At 59.7% G+C, this 17,397-nt stretch carries 13 protein-coding genes, 1 tRNA gene and 1 pseudogene; 11 read left to right on the plus strand and 4 right to left on the minus strand.

The features are described 5' to 3' along the window. Positions 1-19: 19 nt before the first annotated feature. On the minus strand, positions 20-1,030 hold the full coding sequence (gene glpX / locus OKC27_RS04830) for a class II fructose-bisphosphatase (RefSeq protein WP_042061575.1): 1,011 nt from the start codon (positions 1,028-1,030) through the stop codon (positions 20-22). 218 nt (positions 1,031-1,248) lie between these two features. Here glpX and OKC27_RS04835 point away from each other — a divergent pair, with 218 nt between their 5' ends. The 8 genes and pseudogenes from OKC27_RS04835 to OKC27_RS04870 all read left to right on the plus strand — a co-directional run bounded on the left by OKC27_RS04835 (position 1,249) and on the right by OKC27_RS04870 (position 11,639). After that, the gene (locus OKC27_RS04835) at positions 1,249-2,310 is read left to right on the plus strand and encodes a porin (protein ID WP_270805976.1); all 1,062 of its coding nucleotides are present in this window, start codon (positions 1,249-1,251) and stop codon (positions 2,308-2,310) included. 122 nt (positions 2,311-2,432) lie between these two features. Beyond that, a complete protein-coding gene (locus OKC27_RS04840; protein ID WP_182938415.1) occupies positions 2,433-3,356 on the plus strand; it encodes an ABC transporter substrate-binding protein in 924 nt (307 codons plus the stop codon). 33 nt (positions 3,357-3,389) lie between these two features. Beyond that, a complete protein-coding gene (locus tag OKC27_RS04845; protein WP_197970781.1) occupies positions 3,390-4,268 on the plus strand; it encodes a DMT family transporter in 879 nt (292 codons plus the stop codon). A gap of 435 nt (positions 4,269-4,703) precedes the next feature. Then, entirely contained in the window at positions 4,704-6,170 is a 1,467-nt protein-coding gene (gene yjeM / locus OKC27_RS04850; RefSeq protein WP_042655634.1) for a glutamate/gamma-aminobutyrate family transporter YjeM, read from the plus strand. A 271-nt stretch (positions 6,171-6,441) separates the two neighbouring features. Beyond that, positions 6,442-7,353 (plus strand): D-alanyl-D-alanine endopeptidase, encoded by a 912-nt coding sequence (pbpG, locus tag OKC27_RS04855; protein WP_042061586.1) that lies wholly within the window; start codon positions 6,442-6,444, stop codon positions 7,351-7,353. Between the two features lie 224 nt (positions 7,354-7,577). Next, a pseudogene (locus OKC27_RS04860) lies at positions 7,578-8,615 on the plus strand (acyltransferase). 294 nt (positions 8,616-8,909) lie between these two features. Then, positions 8,910-10,952 (plus strand): TonB-dependent receptor, encoded by a 2,043-nt coding sequence (locus OKC27_RS04865; RefSeq protein WP_182938417.1) that lies wholly within the window; start codon positions 8,910-8,912, stop codon positions 10,950-10,952. A gap of 21 nt (positions 10,953-10,973) precedes the next feature. Then, positions 10,974-11,639 (plus strand): PepSY-associated TM helix domain-containing protein, encoded by a 666-nt coding sequence (locus OKC27_RS04870; protein WP_323886831.1) that lies wholly within the window; start codon positions 10,974-10,976, stop codon positions 11,637-11,639. A gap of 238 nt (positions 11,640-11,877) precedes the next feature. Here the strand turns inward: OKC27_RS04870 and OKC27_RS04875 are convergent. Next, a tRNA-Leu gene (locus tag OKC27_RS04875) sits at positions 11,878-11,963 on the minus strand. A gap of 143 nt (positions 11,964-12,106) precedes the next feature. Between OKC27_RS04875 and OKC27_RS04880 the strand changes: the two genes are divergently transcribed. Continuing rightward, the gene (locus OKC27_RS04880; protein ID WP_182938419.1) at positions 12,107-12,640 is read left to right on the plus strand and encodes an RDD family protein; all 534 of its coding nucleotides are present in this window, start codon (positions 12,107-12,109) and stop codon (positions 12,638-12,640) included. Positions 12,641-12,714: 74 nt separating this feature from the next. Here OKC27_RS04880 and lptG read toward each other — a convergent pair whose 3' ends face one another. Together lptG and lptF are read right to left on the minus strand one after the other, a co-directional pair. Then, positions 12,715-13,785: an LPS export ABC transporter permease LptG gene (gene lptG, locus OKC27_RS04885; RefSeq protein WP_182938420.1), complete on the minus strand. Its 1,071-nt coding sequence runs from the start codon at positions 13,783-13,785 to the stop codon at positions 12,715-12,717. Between the two features lie 135 nt (positions 13,786-13,920). Next, the gene (lptF, locus tag OKC27_RS04890) at positions 13,921-15,033 is read right to left on the minus strand and encodes an LPS export ABC transporter permease LptF (protein WP_182938421.1); all 1,113 of its coding nucleotides are present in this window, start codon (positions 15,031-15,033) and stop codon (positions 13,921-13,923) included. Between the two features lie 172 nt (positions 15,034-15,205). Between lptF and pepA the strand changes: the two genes are divergently transcribed. Together pepA and OKC27_RS04900 are read left to right on the plus strand one after the other, a co-directional pair. Further along, positions 15,206-16,714, plus strand: coding sequence for a leucyl aminopeptidase (gene pepA, locus OKC27_RS04895; RefSeq protein WP_033138248.1), 1,509 nt, complete (start codon positions 15,206-15,208; stop codon positions 16,712-16,714). Between the two features lie 175 nt (positions 16,715-16,889). After that, positions 16,890-17,345: a DNA polymerase III subunit chi gene (locus OKC27_RS04900; RefSeq protein WP_182938422.1), complete on the plus strand. Its 456-nt coding sequence runs from the start codon at positions 16,890-16,892 to the stop codon at positions 17,343-17,345. Positions 17,346-17,397: the final 52 nt, after the last annotated feature.

The raw sequence follows: 17,397 nt of genomic DNA on the forward strand, positions 1-17,397 counted from the left end.
CCGACCAGTATTCACCACATCACAGAATAATGTCGCGCACTACGCTGTCTTTGCGTTCCAGGTAATGGATCGACTTGATACGGCGAATGGTGCGCGACTTGCCACGGATCAACAGGGTCTCGGTGGTCGCCATCACGCCATCACTGGTGATACCGTCCAGCAGATCACCCTTGGTGATGCCGGTGGCGGAGAAGATGACGTTGTCATTCTTCGCCATGTCTTCCAGCTTGAGCACCTTGTTCACATCGATACCCAGCGCTTCGCAGCGGGCAATTTCCTGCTCGCCCAGTGCACGCACTTCCGGGCTGTCGCCCTTGACGCGGTGACGCGGCACCAGACGGGCCTGCATGTCGCCATCCAGCGCGCGGATCACCGCCGCGGAGATCACCCCTTCCGGTGCGCCACCGATGCCATACAGCATGTCGACTTCGCTGTCCGGCAGACAGGTGAGGATGGAGGCAGCAACGTCACCATCAGGAATGGCGAACACCCGCACGCCCAGACCCTGCATCTCCTTGATCGCCTTGTCATGACGCGGCTTGGCCAGCGTAATGACGGTCAGACGGGAGAGCGGCTTGCCCAGCGCCTTGGCCACGGACTTGAGGTTCAGCTCGAGAGCCTGATTCAGGTCGATGGCGCCTTTGGCCTTGGGCCCGACGATCAGCTTTTCCATGTACATGTCAGGTGCCTTCAGGAAGGAACCCTTGTCGCCCACCGCCAGCACAGCCAGCGCGTTGGCCTGACCCATGGCGGTCATGCGGGTACCCTCGATGGGATCGACCGCGATATCCACCGCGTCGCCGTGTCCGGTACCGACCTTCTCACCGATATAGAGCATCGGCGCTTCATCAATTTCACCTTCGCCGATAACAATCTCACCATCGATCTCGATCTGGTTGAGAATGTGGCGCATGGCCGCTACGGCCGCACCATCAGCGATATTCTTGTCACCACGTCCGAGCCACTTGTAGCCAGCCAGTGCAGCCGCTTCCGTCACTCGGGAAAACTCGATTGCCAGTTCACGTCTCATCGCATATCCAACCTATGGAGCTCGAAAACGGGCGGCATTCTACCACAAGGGCAAACCTTTGCGCACAAAAGTAGCCGTTGCGAGCAAGAATGTAGCCAATTCATCCAATTGCAACCCAATTGCCATCGACTCTTCACCCAACTGTCACCCCGCTGTCATCCCCGCTGCCTAGCATGGCCCCGTCTTCAAAACAAAAGCTTGCAACACAAGGGATTAAGATGAAAAAGCTGACTGTAGTGGCACTGGCTCTGACCGCAGCCTTCCAGGCTCAAGCCGTTGAAGTGTATAAAAATGACACCTCCATGCTGGATCTCTATGGCCGTATCTACGCCGGTCAATTCTTCGGTGACAAGAAAGAAAACGTCGATACTGCCAACCCGAATGGCACCAAGGATTACAGCGCCAAGCAAGGGGCCAACCAGTTTGTCCGCTTCGGCGCCAAGGCCGAGACCCAGATCCAGAGTGGTCTGAAGGCGCTGGCCCAGTACGAAGTGCAGATGTACATCAACGACAGCGAGAAGACCATCAGCGAGAGCTCCGACAACCTGCGTACCCGTCTGGCATTCGCCGGTGTGGGCGCTGACTGGGGCACCGTGACCTTCGGTCGCCAGAAAGGGGCCCCGGGCTTCCTGGCCGACTGGACTGATGTCTCCCTCTCTGACGGCTACGGCAACGACGCGCTGGGCGCCAAGACCGACACCTTCGCCACCAACCGTGCCGGTTCCGTGCTGAAATACTCCGGCCTGTTCAATGGCTTCCAGCTCGACACCAGCTACAAGTTCGACGGTGGTGACACCGAAGAGACCACCAGCAAGGATAGCGACGCGGCCTACGGTGCTGCCGTGGCCTACACCTTCCCGTTCAACCTGTCACTGGGTACCGCCTACAACGTCGGTATCCGCGACAAGAGCGGTGAAGAAGATGCCAAGCTGTGGCTGATCTCCGCCAAGTTCGACAACAAGGCCGCCTACGCAGCCCTGAGCTATGCCGATGGCAGCGACTTCCTGACGACCGGTACCGATCACACCGGTTGGGAAGCCGCACTGGGCTACAACTTCGAGAACGGCTTCGGTCTGATGGCGCTGTGGAACAAGCAGGAGCAGGACAAAGCCGGTACCAAGAAAGACAACGTGGATTACTACACCCTGGGTGCCCAGTACAAATTCAACAAAAACCTGCGGGTGATTGGCGAGTACCGCATCAACAATCTGGACAGCGTTGCCGGCAAGGCGACGGCCAACCAGGATGACTTCCAACTGGCTGCCCGCTACGACTTCTAATCGAAGTGTTGCGGATACCCAAAGCGCGATGGCTTGCCATCGCGCTTTTTGCTGGGCGCCATTCACGACCGGAGAAATTGGCCTAGGCTCATCAGACAAGGGTCTGCACGGGAGGTGAGAAAATGAGGGGTCAACTGCTTGTCACACTGCTGTTGTTGCTGTCCCTGCCGGCTCACGCCCTCTCTATCGCCATGGTGCTGTGGCGCGGCGAAACCGCAGCCGAAGCGGGCTTTCGGGCAGAGCTGACCCGCCTTGGCTATGAGGCCACCATCACCACCTATAACGCCGATCAGGATCGCACGGCGCTGGCGACCATGCTGCGCCAGCAGATGCTGCCGAAACTGGCAGAGTACGACTACATCTACACCTTTGGCACCACCGCCACCACCATGACCAAGAGTCTGCTGGCCAACCGCAAGCCACTGATCTTCAACGTGGTCTCCGATCCGGTCGGGGCAGGCATCCTCTCGGAAGACAAAGCCCAGAACAGCATGGTGGCCGGGGTCAGCAACATGGTGCCGATGGCGCTGCAACTGGCCAATGCCAGCGAGCATCTGGCCACCAGCAAGCGGCTGCTACTGCCCTTCAACCCGCGGGAGCAGAACACCCTGTTGGTGGCCGATATGTTGCTCAACGAGGCGAAACGCTATCAATGGCAGATGGTCACCTGGCGGATGGCCCCTGACCCACGGCGGCTGGACAACGAACTGAAGCGGCTGCAACAGGATGCCAAAAATGACATCGTCTTTCTGGCCGCAGACAGCTATCTGCTCTCCATCGCCCCCCGTTTGCTGAATGCACTGAACGAGGCCGCTATCCCCACCATCTGCAGTGCCGAACTGTTCGTCGAGCACGGCTGTAGTGTTGGCACCATCAGCAGCTACGAGGCGCTGGGCAAGATGGCCGCCGGGATCATCCACCGCCACCAGCAGGGAACACAGCTGCAGGATATTCCGTTGCAGACCGATCCCTATCCCAAGCTGGTGTTGGGACAACTGGGCAACGCCTCCACGCAGGAGGCGAGTCCCGAAAAGCCGAAGCCTTGATACAGATCTCGGCCAATCAGGCTCCGGGCGGGTATGCTGTTGGCCCCCATCGCCCGAGAGCCTGCCCCCATGAGCACTACCGTCTTTTTTGCCGTCCTGCTGGCCGCCCTGCTTCACGCCAGCTGGAATGCGCTGGTCAAAATAGGCGAAGAGCGGCTGGTGGGCGTGTCACTGGTGGCGATCTTCTCCGGGCTTATCGCCGCCGTGGCGCTGCTGCCGATGGGACTTCCCTCCGCAGCCGAGCTGCCCTGGCTCGGCCTCTCCATTCTGCTCCATACCGGTTACTGCCTGTTTCTCAGTCATGCCTACAATCAGGGCGATTTTGGCCAGATCTATCCGCTGGCCCGTGGCAGTGCCCCGCTGCTCGCCATGGTGTTAAGTGCCATGCTGCTGGGGGACTACCCCGGCTACGGCGGCATCATCGGCGCCTGCGTGCTGATCATGGGGGTCTTGCTGATGGCCTGGCGAGGGGGGCAGCAGCGCCTTGGCAGCAAAGCGGTTCGGGCGGCACTGATCACTGCCATGTTCACGGCGACCTATACCCTCTCGGATGGGGCCGGCGCCCGCGCAGGGGGTGAACCGGTGCGCTACACACTCTGGCTCTTTGCCTGTACCGGTCTGGCGATGCTGCTGGTGCTGATCGTCCACCAGAGGCGCAACGCGTGGCGCCAGATCCGCCGCCATGCGCTGTCAGGCATGGCGGGAGGCGCCATGTCACTGCTCGCCTACGGGATTGTTATCTGGGCCATGACCCAAGCCCCCATTGGCGTGGTCGCGGCGCTGCGTGAAAGCAGTGTGCTGTTTGCCATGCTGCTCTCGGTCTGGTTGCTGAAAGAGCCGCTCGGGCGCGTGCGACTGACCGCGGCGGCCATCATCACTGGCGGCGTGCTGCTGACCCGGCTGGGAGGATGAGACCTGGCGCCATTGGCGCGGGTCTATCTGGCAGGATGGTTTAATTCACTCCACCAATTATTCCGAACACGAATAATGGAAATAAGTGTCGGCCAGGGCGTAAATGTTTACATCCGCAACGTATCAATTAACTGGCAGGTCGGTTTATTTTAGCAACGGTTTCATTCGGGGAACTTACCTGCTGAACAGCATTAATGATAAAATCGTTCACAGTTAATTTTCGGCAACGCAGACCAATACCGCTCGTGGCCAAGGCCATGCAGCTCCGCCCATACATTCATTGACCGCCTGACGGGTAAGCCAGCCCTGTCAGCGTTGACCCGATCGTGCCAGCCACAACAGGATGACATGGCGCGATAGCGTTATTAATTGGCCCGGTTTCGTCTGTTTAATTTTTGATTACTTTAAATCCAGCACCATCAGGGAGTTTTAAATATGTCAGCAAAAAAGCTGAAGTTGGGTGCCTTTATATTGATGATATTAACATCGGTATTTGGCGTCACTAATATCGGGATCGGCTTCTATCGAATGGGATATGCCGCCATTCCGATGTTCGTGATCGGCGGTCTGTTCTTCTTCATTCCGTTCATCCTCATGATGATCGAGTTTGGCACCGGCTTTCGCAAGGAGGCGGGCGGCATCTTTACCTGGATGCGCCACTCGGTCTCGACCCGGTTCGCCTTTATCGGTCTGACCATGTGGTTCGCCTCCTACGTCATCTGGATGTTTGGCAAGGCGCTCTCCATGTGGGTGCCGCTCTCCTTCATGCTGTTTGGCCGCGACATCACCGTCATCCCGGTCACCCTGGGCACCGGCATCGACTTTGGCCCCTTTATTCTGGGGGTGGTCGCCATCGCGCTGGTTGCCACCGTCACCAAGCTCATCACCTTTGGTAGCGCCCGCTTCGCCAAGGTGGCGGCCATCGGCGGTCTCTCCGTGGTGGCGCTCAACGTGTTGCTGCTGGTCGGTGGCGTCTTCACCTTCGCGGTGAGCGGCATGACCCTGCAGGAGCCCCTCACCCAGGCATCACTGGCAGCCTCTCCCAATGCTGCGTTCAACGACATCATCCCCTTCCTCGGCTTCATGGTATTCGCCATCTTCGCCTACGGCGGGGTCGAGGCGATGGCCGGGGTGGCTGACGAGCTGGAAGATCCCGAGCGTGACCTCAAGCGCGGCATCTTCCTCTCCGGTGCCTTCATCGTGCTCTGCTACATCATCGGCTTTCTGGCGGTCGGCTCCATCATGCGCTGGAGCGACTTCCCGGCCGAGGGGATCACCTCACTCTCCGCCCTCTTCATCATCATGCTGGAGCTGGGGCGCCATCTCGGTGGCGAGTGGTTGGGGCAGGTGTTCATGCGCTTTGCCGGGCTGGGCATGTTCCTGAGCTACCTCGGCGCCTTTATCGCCCTCTCCTATGCACCGCTGCGCCAGTTCATCACCGGCACCCCGAGCTACTTCTGGCCGGAGCGCTTCCAGCGCGAGAACGAGAATGGCGTGCGGATTGAAGCGCTCAAGGTGCAAGCCTGGGTGGTCTGTCTGTTCATTGCCGCCAAGTCCATCTTTACCCTGATCAACCCGGAAGGGGCCGCCGCCCTCTACGAGCTGATCATCACCATGACCAACGTCGGCATGACCCTGCCCTACATGTTCCTCATCTACGCCTGGTATCGCTATCGCAACAACCCGGCGCTGGGCAAGGATCTGATCTTCTTCAAGAGCGCGGGTTCCGTGCTGCTGGCCACCATCATCAGCCTGATCCTGGTCGCCTTCGGCAACGTCTTTACCGTGGTGGCCCCCTTTATCTCCGGCGATATCTCCACCGGCGTCTGGACCATCATTGGCCCGCTGCTGTTCGTGGTGATCGCCATGCGCTTCAAGATCAAGCAGGAAGATGCCCACTAAACGGTGAGCAACGCACCATGCCAATCGGGACCGCTCTGGTCCCGATTTTTCTTACTCCGCGATGCCCATGCCCCGGCAAACCCTCACCATGATGTCCTGTCGGCAGCCCCCATAAATAGACTCCAGAGAGGCCATTTTCACCCGCGTTTCACTGCCAGAGCCCCTTTAACGCCGCAAATTATCAATATCAAGGTGAGAATGATTGTGAAGCGCCAGTTCACGACATATAACTTAGCCAGATATCCCTGTATTTCGTCCGGTAGAGCAGATCATGATGATGCGTTCCCTCCTTCCCCTGTTGCTTGGCGCAGTCATGCTGCCGGCCACTATGGACAGTGCCCATGCCAACCCCTTTTCCGCCAGCAGCAAGAGCAGCAGCGGCTTTCTGGAACGGCGGGATGTGCCCAACCTCAGCTCGGCCGCCTTTGTGGTGGCCAACCACAGAACCGGCGAGGTGATCTCCGAGCGCAACGGCAACCGGGTGATGCCTATAGCCTCGCTCACCAAACTGATGACGGCGCTGGTGGTGCTGGATGCCAACCTGCGGCTCAACGAAATGCTCACGGTGACCAATGCCGACATCGACCGCATCAAGGGGACCGGCTCGCGCCTGGCCATCGGCTCCAAGCTCAGCCGCGCCGAGATGCTCCATATCGCCCTGATGTCCTCTGAAAACCGCGCCGCCTCGGCGCTGGCCCGCCACTATCCCGGTGGCCAGCGCGCCTTTGTCGAGGCGATGAATGCCAAGGCCCGCATGCTGGGGATGTGGAATACCCGCTACGCCGACAGCACCGGGCTCAACCCGCGCAATGTCTCCACCGCGCAGGATCTCGCCAAGCTCGCTGCCGCTGCCGCCTCCTATCCGTTGATCCGCCAGTACTCCACCGACCAGCAGAGCTATGTGCGCACCAACAAGCGCCAGCTGCACTACCTCAACTCCAACCGGCTGATCCGCGAGGGGCAATGGGAGTTCACCCTCTCCAAGACCGGCTATATCCGCGAAGCGGGCCGCTGTCTGGTGCTGGGCACCAAGGTCAATCACGAACCGGTGATCATGGTGCTGCTCAATGCCGAAACCACCAACGATCGGGTCGCCGATGCCAAGCGGATCAAAACCTGGCTGGAGAGCTCGGGCAGAACCACCCTGGCAGCCAATCAGAGCAGCATGATGACCCACCAGTAAGCCCGAATCCGCCCTGTCGAAGCGAGGCCCCGCCTCGCTTTTTTTATTTGCGTGGCTGCGCCAAAAAAACGGGAGCCAGCTCCCGTTACAGGTAACACCTCCCGCCATCCCGTTACAAAACGTAACCGCTCAACAACGTGACTCACACGAATAAAATCAATTGGTTGCAAGTTGACTGTGCGGGTTTTAGCGTGCCGTCACAACCCCTGTAACGACGAGCCACCATGCGTATTTCCAGTATCGAGTGCGGGCGGGTGCTGGCCATTCTGGCCGTGATGACCATTCACGTCTCCCCCTTCGCCAATCCGTTCAACCCCGCCCTGTGGGGAGGCGAATCCTGGCTCTGGCTGAGCGGCACCATCAACCAGCTATGCCGCTTTGCCGTACCGCTGTTTTTCCTCTGTGCCGGTTACTTTCTGCAGCCAAAGCTGACTCGCGAGGCGCCGCTGACCGTGGCTTGGCGCTACTGCCGCCCCTTGCTGCTGCTCTGGCTGGTGTGGAGTCTGGTCTACCTGCTGGTGCCGTTCAATCCACTGGATGCCGTGCAGCAGGGCTATCTGGCCTCCCTGCGCGGACAGTGGCAATTCCAGCTCGCCGACCCCCTCAACGGCTGGCTGGTGGGCGGCATGATCCATCTCTGGTTCCTGCCAGCCCTGATCATGGCGGTGACTCTGCTGGCACTGTGCTACCGGCTTGGCAAGCCAACGCTCGCCCTCTGGCTGGGCCTTGGCCTCTATCTGCTGGCGCTGCTGGGTGGCTCCTATGCCAAACCGCTGCTGGGCGCCGAGTGGCTACTGCTCACCCGTAACGGCCCCTTCTTCTCACTGCTGTTTGTGGCGCTGGGAGCCCTGCTGCGCCAGCGTCAGTGGCAACCGGATGCCCGCACCGGCTGGCAACTGCTACTGGGGGGCGTGGCGCTCTATGGATGTGAAGCCTAGGCGCTGCTGCACTTCGCCGCGGTGCCGCTCACCCGCCACGACTTCCTGCTCGGCTCCCTTCCCTGGGCTCTTGGTCTGTTTGGCCTGCTGCTGGCCAACCCCGAGTGGGGCAAAGGCAGCTGGCTGGAACGCCAGGCACCCAAAGTGCTCGGGATCTACTGCCTGCACATGATGCTGGTGGTCTGGCTCTTCATGTTTGGACCGCAGGGCGCATCCATCCCTTGGGAAATTGCCAAGGTGCCGCTGCTGCTGGGAGCGTCTCTGCTGGCCTATCGCCTGCTGGCGGCCCTGCCCCTCACCCGCCGACTGCTGCGCACCCACTGAGTCCGGTATCCGGCCCGTCCTATCGGGCCGGATAGCTCTTCACATTTCGTCCCTTTCTCTTCCGCTTCACCCTTTTTCCTCTCGCTTCGTTCTCGCGCTTTTGCTGCAGGGGATCTGCGTTTCAACCGCGCTCTCCCAACCGCAACAACCACCGCCACAGATACCGCCATTTTCACCTTGCTAGATAAATGAAAATCAATATCATTGGCATCCCGCTTTGGCGGGTCAGGCTAATTATAATTAAATCAATATGTTCGAGCCGTCAGGTCGACATCCAAAGAGTCAATATTGAATATGCAGCACCCTCACTTTCACAGAACGCTGGTCTCGCTGGCACTGCTGGGCACCGGCTTCACTGCCCAGGCCGCCGATGAAACCATGACTGTGGTTGGCAAACGCTCCCAGCATCAGGAAGTTGCCACCGCAACCCGTACCAATACGCCAGCCAAGCTGGTTCCCCAGACCATCGACAGCGTCAAGGTCAGCGAGCTGACCGCCTTCGGCCAACCGACGCTGAGTGAAGCCCTGAGCGGCATCCCCGGGGTCAACGCCAGCGGTGATACCCGCTTCGACGGGGTCAATATCCGCGGCTTCAGCGCCAGCAACGACTTCTATCTCGACGGATTCCGCGACGACATGCAGTATACCCGGGATCTCGGCAACATCGAGCGGGTGGAAGTGCTCAAAGGCCCGGCAGCCGTGCTCTACGGCCGCGGCAGCACGGGGGGCATCGTCAACAGGGTCAGCAAGAAGCCACAGAAAGGACAGGAGTCCAGCGTCACCGCCCGGGTTGGCAGCTTTGACAGCCAGCGGCTAACCGCCGACCTCAATGGCGAGGCGAGTGAGCAGGTGCAACTGCGCCTCAACATGGCGCAAGAGGACAAAGATAGCTTCCGCAACGGCGTGAAGAGCAAGCGCACGCTGCTGGCCCCTTCCGCCAACTGGGAGATCAGCGACAACCTCAACTGGCTGGTGCAGTACGAGCGCAACGAACATGACCGCACCCCGGATCGCGGCATTCCCGGGGTCAATGGGCGTCCGGCCGATGTGCCGCGGGAGTATGTTTACAGCGATACCAGCCGCGACTTCATCGATGATGTGGCGCAATCCACCCGTTCCCGCCTCTCCTGGGATATCAACGATCAGTGGCAGTTGCGCCAGCAGCTCGGTTACTCCACCCTCGACAGCCAGTTTGACAACACCTATGTCACTAGCGTCAAAGGGGATCAGGTGACCCGCTCCCGCTGGCAGCAGGATCTGAAAGCGAAGAACCTGATCAGCAACACTGAGGCCGAAGGTCTGTTCCAGACCGGCCCGGTCGAGCATCGCCTGCTGGTCGGCTTCGAGCAAAACTGGCAGGAGCGCACACCCAAGCTCTACCAGAACGCCACCGCCATCCCGTCTGGCAACCTCTACGACCCGGGCTCGCTGCCTACCTACAATGGCGCCATGAAGCTCTCCAGCGACGCCAAACACAAGGTGCGCGGCAATGGCCTCTATCTGCAGGATCAGCTCAGCCTGGGTGACTGGCATCTGGTTGGCGGGCTGCGCCGTGACGACTTCACAGTTACCAGTCGCCGCTACGACCTCGACAAGGAGGAGAGCGTCTCGGTCAACAGCCTGAGCCCGCGCCTCGGTCTGGTGTGGAATCCCCTCGAGGATCACGCCTTCTACACCTCCTACAGCAAGACCTTCACCCCTGTGGGCGGCGAGCTGATCGGCATCACCCCGGGCGACAAGAACAACGGACTGGAACCCCAGCACACCCGCCTCTACGAAGGTGGCGTGAAGAGTGACTGGCTGAATGGCAAGCTGGCGACCACCCTCTCCCTCTATCGGCTGGAGATGTACAACAAACGCACCAAGGATCCGCTGGATCCCACCAAGGTGATCCTCACCGGCCTGCAGCGCACCGAGGGGGTCGAGCTGAGCGCGCGCGCCGAGCTGACCGACGAGATCTACCTGCGCGGCGGTTTCGCCATTCAGGATGCCGAGCAGGTCAAGGCGGATGCGGATCTGCAGGGCAAGCGCCCGATGAACGTCTCCCGCCAGAATGGCCAGCTCTATCTCGGCTACCAGAGTGGCGAGCAGGGCTGGTTCGGTGAAACCGGCGTGACGGCGGTGGGAGATCGCTTCGCCGACAACGCCAACACCACCACACTGCCCGGTTACGCCCGCTTCGATGCGCGCGCCGGTTATCGCTGGCAGCAGTGGGAAGCCCAGTTGAGCGCCGAGAACCTGACAGATCACGAGTACTTCGTCAGCGCCACCAGTGCCACCCAGATCATGCCGGGCACACCCCGTCAGCTGAGTCTGACCGGTACCTACCGCTTCTGACCTCTGTGACAACCACCCCGACTGGCCAGCCCTTGCTGGCCAGTTTTTTATGAAGCAACCACGATGAAACGCAGAAGAGTTCCCCTTCACAACAACAAATGGGTACGCCGCCTCCATGCCTGGGCCGGTTTTTTTACCCTCGCCCTGATGCTGATGTACGGCATCACCGGCCTCTGGCTGCAACACCGTGCCGTGTTGCCCATCCCCGGCCCCCACACCGACAAATCGAGTGAAGAGATAGTGCTGGAGGCTCCGCTCGCCAGCCCGGAGCAGCTGAAAAGCCTGCTGCAACAGCGCTATCCCGAGACCTTTGCCGACGGGCGAACCATGATCACCCCGGCCCAGACCCTACCCACCCCGAATGGCCCGCTCACTCTACCAGCCAAGTGGGAGATGCGCGGCGTTACCCTCAGCCAGAGCGTGGCCGCCAGCTATGTCGAGGGCACCCTGCTGGTACGCACCGACCTGCAACTGGCCAACGTTGCCGCCAGCCTCAACCGGCTGCACCGTGGCATGGGCACCGGCCTCGGCTGGCAGCTGTTTGGCGACATCGCCGCCCTGGCCCTGCTATTGCTCGCCCTCACCAGCCTGTTTATGTGGACCAAGCTGCACGGCGCCCCTAGAGCCATCATCGCACTGACGCTCGTAGGCACCCTCGGTACCCTGCTGTTTGCCCTGCTGGGATAGCGCGTGACCATGCTACTGCGTAGCAATGAAATGAAAGAAAACCGCAATAGAAACAGGCCGCTGGCAGTGATGCCGTCAGCGGCCACATCAAGAAAAGGAAATAACGGAGAGCGGGAAAAGAGAAGGGATACCAAGCAGCAACGGGAAGCACGGCCTGTTCAGCAGTGACGTCCCAACGAGCAGGAACGCCAAAAAACAAAAGGCCATCATTGCTGATGGCCTTTTGTCATGAATTTTATGGTGCCCGGGGTCGGACTCGAACCGACACGGTTATTCACCGGCGGATTTTGAATCCGCTGCGTCTACCGATTTCGCCACCCGGGCAACTGCGAGGGATTATACGAATGGCGCGATGCCATGCAAGGTGTTTTTCTATTGAACACGCCCGTTTGTTCATTTATTCAACGCCTTGCCGATGCGGGGCCAGTTACATAGAATGCCGCCATCATCTTAATGGAATAAAAACGATGGCCAAGCCTAAAAAAGTCCAACAAAAATCCCCCTCTCCCACCACTCAGCCATACCCGTCAGCGGGTCTGCTGCGTCGCCTCGGCGCCCTGATCTATGATGCGCTGGTGGTGACCTCGCTGCTGATCATCGCCGGCTTTATCGGCATGGGTGTCGCCAAGCTGCTGCTGGTCACCGGCATGGCCAGCGTACCGGCGGGTGAAGATACCGTCTGGTTGCTGACCCGCCACCACCTGAGCCTGCTCTACACCCTGTGGCTCGCCTTCGTCATCTGCGGTTTCTACACCTGGTTCTGGACCCGTGCAGGCCAGACCGTCGGCATGCGCGCCTGGCGGCTGCGCATTCAGAACGAGGATGGCAGCCATATCCGTATTACCCAGGCGCTGATCCGTCTCGCTACTGCCGCCTTTGGTCTGGGCAACCTGATGTGCCTGTTCAACCGCCAGCGCCCACGGGCGTTTCAGGATATCTGGGCCGAGTGCGAAGTGATTGTGCTGAGCAAACAGGAAAATCTGGAATTGCTGAACAAGTAATACCGGTTTAATGCAGCAACGAAAGAGGGCACCAACCGGTGCCCTCTTTGCATTGCCTCATAGCCTCGTGCGGATTACTGCTTGCGACTGAGGATGTAGAATGAGATACCGCCAAACAGCAGGCTGGGCGCGACGGCCGCCAGAATGGGCGGTACCGCATAGACCAGACTGATGGGGCCAAACACCCGATCACTCACATAGACGGCGAAACCGGTCATGATCCCCATCAGCATCCGCGCCCCCATGCTCACCGAACGCAGCGGGCCGAAGATGAAGGAGGAGGCCAGCAGGATCATCGCCACCACAGAGAGTGGTGACAGCAATTTGCGCCACATCTCCAGCTTGTAGCGACCGGCATCCTGCTTGTTGGCATCCAAGTAACCAATGTAGTCGAGCAGACCGGAGACCGACAGGTTCTCGGGGTCGATACTCACCACCCCCAGCTGCTTGGGGGTCAGCTCTGAGTTCCACTCCATCGTGGCGTGCTGTTCGCTGCGGATCTGCGCCGGATCGTCGAAGCGGGTAACCTGAGTCTGCTTGAGCAACCAGTGGTGGCGCTCGAACACCCCTTCCTGCGCCTGCACCACGTCGATCAGCTTGCGCTCGGGGGTGAAGCGATAGAGGGTGATGCCGGTGAGGGCGCCATCGTTGCGCACCCCGTTGATATTGACGAAGTTGTTGCCATCGCGAGCCCACACCCCGTAGGCGGAGACCGTCAGACGACCTTCGGACAGTGCGCCCGCCTTGATGTCATCCGCCATCCGCTTGGCAATCGGGGCGACGTACTCACCCATCATGCCGACCAGGATCATCAGCGGGATAGCGGTTTTGAGTGCCGCCATCACGATACTGATCTTGGAGCGACCCGCCGCCTGCATCACCACCAGCTCGGAGCTGGTCGCCAGTTGACCCAGACCAATCAGGCCACCCAGCAGCGCGGCCAGCGGGAAGAACAGCACCGCCTCCTTGGGCATGGATAGCAGCACATAGTAGAGGGCGTTGATCATGTCGTAGTTGCCGTCACCGACCGACTTGAGCTGCTCCACATACTTGATGAGCCCCGCCAGACCAACCAGCGTGATTTCACACAGCAGGATCGACATGAAAATGACCCGACCGATATACCTATCGAGAATGCCGAACATCAGCCGAGACTCCTATCTTGCAGCTTCATGCTGATTTTCTCCTGAAGAGCGATGCACCGGGTCGGCATCAAAATGACCCGATTGTCATATCTATCGAGAATGCCAAACATCAGCGGTAGTTCCTATGTGGCTTCATCATTTTGATTTGTTTATGAAATATTTGCTCTTCACCCCGTTCCACCAGCTGGTGCCCTGCACATTGAGGGGCAGGCCGATAAACAGCAGGTAACCGAGCGGCACCAGGAACATCCCCGGCCAGTAGGGCAGCCGACCGCTGTCGATGGCCGAACGGGCGGCACTGAGCAGCAGGAAGTAGGAGAGATAGAGCATGATGGCCGGCAGCAGCTTGGCGTAGCGACCCTGACGGGGGTTGACCCGCGCCAGCGGCACCACCAGCAGGGTGAGCACCGGAATGGAGAGGGGCAGCGAGATACGCCACTGCAATTCCGCCATCATGGCGTTGTCCTGGGTACCGAACAGTTCCATGGTCGGCTTGGCCGCCGCCTTGCGGTTGGAACGCTCCATCTCCTGCTGGCGGATCACCAGACCATATTCGCGAAAATCGGAGATCTGGAACTGCTTGCCGGAGAAGTTCCCCTCGTAGCGGGAGCCATCCATCAGGGTCAGCCACTGCAGGCCTTTCTCATCGACCGTCACCAACCCTTCGGTCGCCACCACCACCGAGGGAGGATTGTTCCCCTCCGCCCGCTGCAGCACGAAGATCTTTTGCAGTTTTGAGCCGTTGTCGTTCAAATCCTGGATATAGGCAACCAGACGTCCCTTGTCGAGCTCCATAAAGCGGCCCGCCTGCAGGAAGGAGACACCCGGATCCGCCTTGAACTCGTCGATCACCTGATACTCGCGCTCCTTGGCTTGCGGGGCGATCCAGCCGGTGTTGAACGCTGCGACGGCAGCAGTCAGCAAGGCCAGCAACATGGCGCTGCGCATCACGAAACGGTGACTGAAACCGACCGCATGCATCACCGTCATCTCGCTTTCGGCGTAGAGGCGACCATGGGCAAACAAAATGGCTAAAAAGAGACTGATAGGCAGCATCAACAGCGCCATATTGGGCAAGTTGAGCAGCAGCAGGGTGGAGACCAGACGTGTCGGCACCTCGCCATCGGCGGCATCACCGATGATCTTGATAAATTGTTGGCTGACAAAGATAAGCAGCAATACGAATAACACTGCCAGCTGGGTTTTCAGGGTTTCCCTGAACAAATATCGGAAAACGATCACAGTCATTCCCAAGTAAACTTGTGTTTTTAGTCGAATGCCTGAAAAATAGGGCCGTATATTGGATTTTTACCAGTTTGAACTGCGGAGCCTGTGGCTGTTCGCTCCGCCTCTGATACCCCAACAAGCACCGCATTATTCAATAAAAGGTGCCTTTTGTCTTTAGGATGTAGGAGATTCCATGGAGTTCAGTGTAAAGAGTGGCAGTCCAGAGAAGCAACGTAGCGCCTGCGTCGTAGTCGGCGTATTTGAGCCTCGTCGCCTCTCTCCGGTTGCCGAACAACTGGACAAGATCAGCGATGGCTATATCAGTTCGCTGCTGCGCCGTGGCGACCTGGAAGGGAAACCAGGTCAGATGCTGCTGCTGCATCAAGTACCGGGCGTGCTCAGCGAGCGCGTACTGCTGGTCGGATGCGGCAAGGAGCGGGAACTCGACGAACGCCAGTACAAGCAGATCATCAACAAAACCATCACCACCCTGAATGAAACCGGCTCCATGGAAGCGGTCTGCTTCCTCACCGAGCTGCACGTCAAGGGTCGGGATACCTATTGGAAGGTGCGCCAGGCGGTAGAAACCACCAAGGCGGGCCTCTACAGCTTTGATCAGTTCAAGACCAACAAAGCCGAACCACGTCGCCCGCTGCGCAAGCTGGTGTTCAACGTGCCGACGCGTCGGGAACTGACCATTGGTGAAAAAGCCATCGCTCACGGTCTGGCCGTGGCCAAGGGTGTGCGGGTCTGTCGCGACGTGGCGAACATGCCGCCCAACGTCTGCAACCCGGCCTATCTGGCCTCCCAGGCCCGTCGTCTGGCCGATGCCTTCGACAACATCACCACCAAGGTGGTGGGCGAGCAGGAGATGGCCGAACTCGGCATGAACTCCTATCTGGCGGTGGCCCGCGGCTCCGACAACGAAGCCATGATGGCCATCATCGAATACAAGGGTCATCCGGATGCCAAGCCCATCGTGCTGGTCGGCAAGGGTCTGACCTTTGACTCCGGTGGCATCTCCATCAAGCCGGCTGACGGCATGGACGAGATGAAGTACGACATGGGCGGCGCCGCCTCCGTGCTCGGTACCATGCACGCGCTGGCCCAGCTGCAACTGCCGATCAACGTCATCGGCGTGCTGGCAGGCTGCGAGAACATGCCGGGTGGCAACGCCTATCGCCCGGGTGACATCCTCACCTCCATGTCCGGCCAGACCATCGAAGTGCTCAACACCGATGCGGAAGGTCGTCTGGTGCTGTGTGATGCGCTGACCTATGTGGACCGCTTCGATCCGGAAACCGTGATCGACGTGGCGACCCTGACCGGTGCCTGCGTCATCGCGCTGGGCCACCACACCTCGGGTCTGCTGGCCAACCACAACCCGCTGGCCCACGAGCTGCTCAACGCCTCCGAACAGGCAGGTGATCGCGCCTGGCGTCTGCCGCTGTTTGACGAGTATCAGGAGCAGATCGACAGCCCGTTTGCCGACATGGCCAACATCGGCGGTCGTCCGGCCGGTACCATCACCGCGGCCGCCTTCCTGTCACGCTTCACCAAGAAGTACAACTGGGCCCACCTGGATATCGCCGGGACCGCCTGGAAGAGTGGCAAGGATAAAGGTTCTACCGGTCGTCCGGTGCCCCTGCTGACCCAGTTCCTGCTGAACCGGGCTGGCGTGGATATCGAAGAAAAAGAGTAACTCTCCGGCCCCTGCCGATGGCTGCATCGGAAGGGTTGGCGTTACCCTGAACCACAAGGAAGAGGCCCGCCTCTTCCTTGTTTCATTCTTGAATCAGTGAGTTGCGAGCGGGGAAATGCCCCGTCAGCCTCATGAGGCGGTCAACAGTCCGTCACCGCAAAACGGGATCAACCTGATGAGCCAAGTGACCTTTTACCTGATGAGCGAACAGGATGACGCGCAGGCCTCTGCGGTCGAGCGACTGGCCTGCACCCTCGCGGCCGAGTCGTGGGGCGCGGGCCATATCTACCTGTTGTGCGACGATGAAGCGCAGGCTCTGCGCCTCGACGAGCTGTTGTGGCAACTGCCGCCGGAGCGCTTCGTGCCGCACCAGCTGCAAGGCGAAAGCGGCATGGCCCCGGTGGAGATCGGCTTTCAGCCGCCGAAACGGCGCTACGCCCGCCTCATCAATCTGGCCAGTGCGACACCTTTGTTTGCAGGACACTTCGCTCAAGTGGTAGATTTTGTCCCCACTGATGAAACACAAAAGCAGCAAGCCCGCGAGCGCTACAAGCACTATCGCCAGGCAGGCCATACCCTCGAAATGAGGGATCAGCCCGTCCTTGCCGCACCGGATCCGGCGCAGCCCTGACTGCAACCAATTGATCCATAAAGAATCAACACCAGACTCCATCCATCCAGAT

Source organism: Aeromonas sp. QDB62 (genome assembly GCF_027705695.1).
GTDB classification, from domain to species: domain Bacteria; phylum Pseudomonadota; class Gammaproteobacteria; order Enterobacterales; family Aeromonadaceae; genus Aeromonas; species Aeromonas allosaccharophila.

What these genes read in the sequence shown, in the direction of transcription:
- glpX (WP_042061575.1), bottom strand. Translation starts at nt 1,030, where the DNA reads ATGAGACGTGAACTGGCAATCGAGTTTTCCCGAGTGACGGAAGCGGCT.
- OKC27_RS04835 (WP_270805976.1), top strand. Translation starts at nt 1,249, where the DNA reads ATGAAAAAGCTGACTGTAGTGGCACTGGCTCTGACCGCAGCCTTCCAG.
- OKC27_RS04840 (WP_182938415.1), top strand. Translation starts at nt 2,433, where the DNA reads ATGAGGGGTCAACTGCTTGTCACACTGCTGTTGTTGCTGTCCCTGCCG.
- OKC27_RS04845 (WP_197970781.1), top strand. Translation starts at nt 3,390, where the DNA reads ATGCTGTTGGCCCCCATCGCCCGAGAGCCTGCCCCCATGAGCACTACC.
- yjeM (WP_042655634.1), top strand. Translation starts at nt 4,704, where the DNA reads ATGTCAGCAAAAAAGCTGAAGTTGGGTGCCTTTATATTGATGATATTA.
- pbpG (WP_042061586.1), top strand. Translation starts at nt 6,442, where the DNA reads ATGATGATGCGTTCCCTCCTTCCCCTGTTGCTTGGCGCAGTCATGCTG.
- OKC27_RS04865 (WP_182938417.1), top strand. Translation starts at nt 8,910, where the DNA reads ATGCAGCACCCTCACTTTCACAGAACGCTGGTCTCGCTGGCACTGCTG.
- OKC27_RS04880 (WP_182938419.1), top strand. Translation starts at nt 12,107, where the DNA reads ATGGCCAAGCCTAAAAAAGTCCAACAAAAATCCCCCTCTCCCACCACT.
- lptG (WP_182938420.1), bottom strand. Translation starts at nt 13,785, where the DNA reads ATGTTCGGCATTCTCGATAGGTATATCGGTCGGGTCATTTTCATGTCG.
- lptF (WP_182938421.1), bottom strand. Translation starts at nt 15,033, where the DNA reads ATGACTGTGATCGTTTTCCGATATTTGTTCAGGGAAACCCTGAAAACC.
- pepA (WP_033138248.1), top strand. Translation starts at nt 15,206, where the DNA reads ATGGAGTTCAGTGTAAAGAGTGGCAGTCCAGAGAAGCAACGTAGCGCC.
- OKC27_RS04900 (WP_182938422.1), top strand. Translation starts at nt 16,890, where the DNA reads ATGAGCCAAGTGACCTTTTACCTGATGAGCGAACAGGATGACGCGCAG.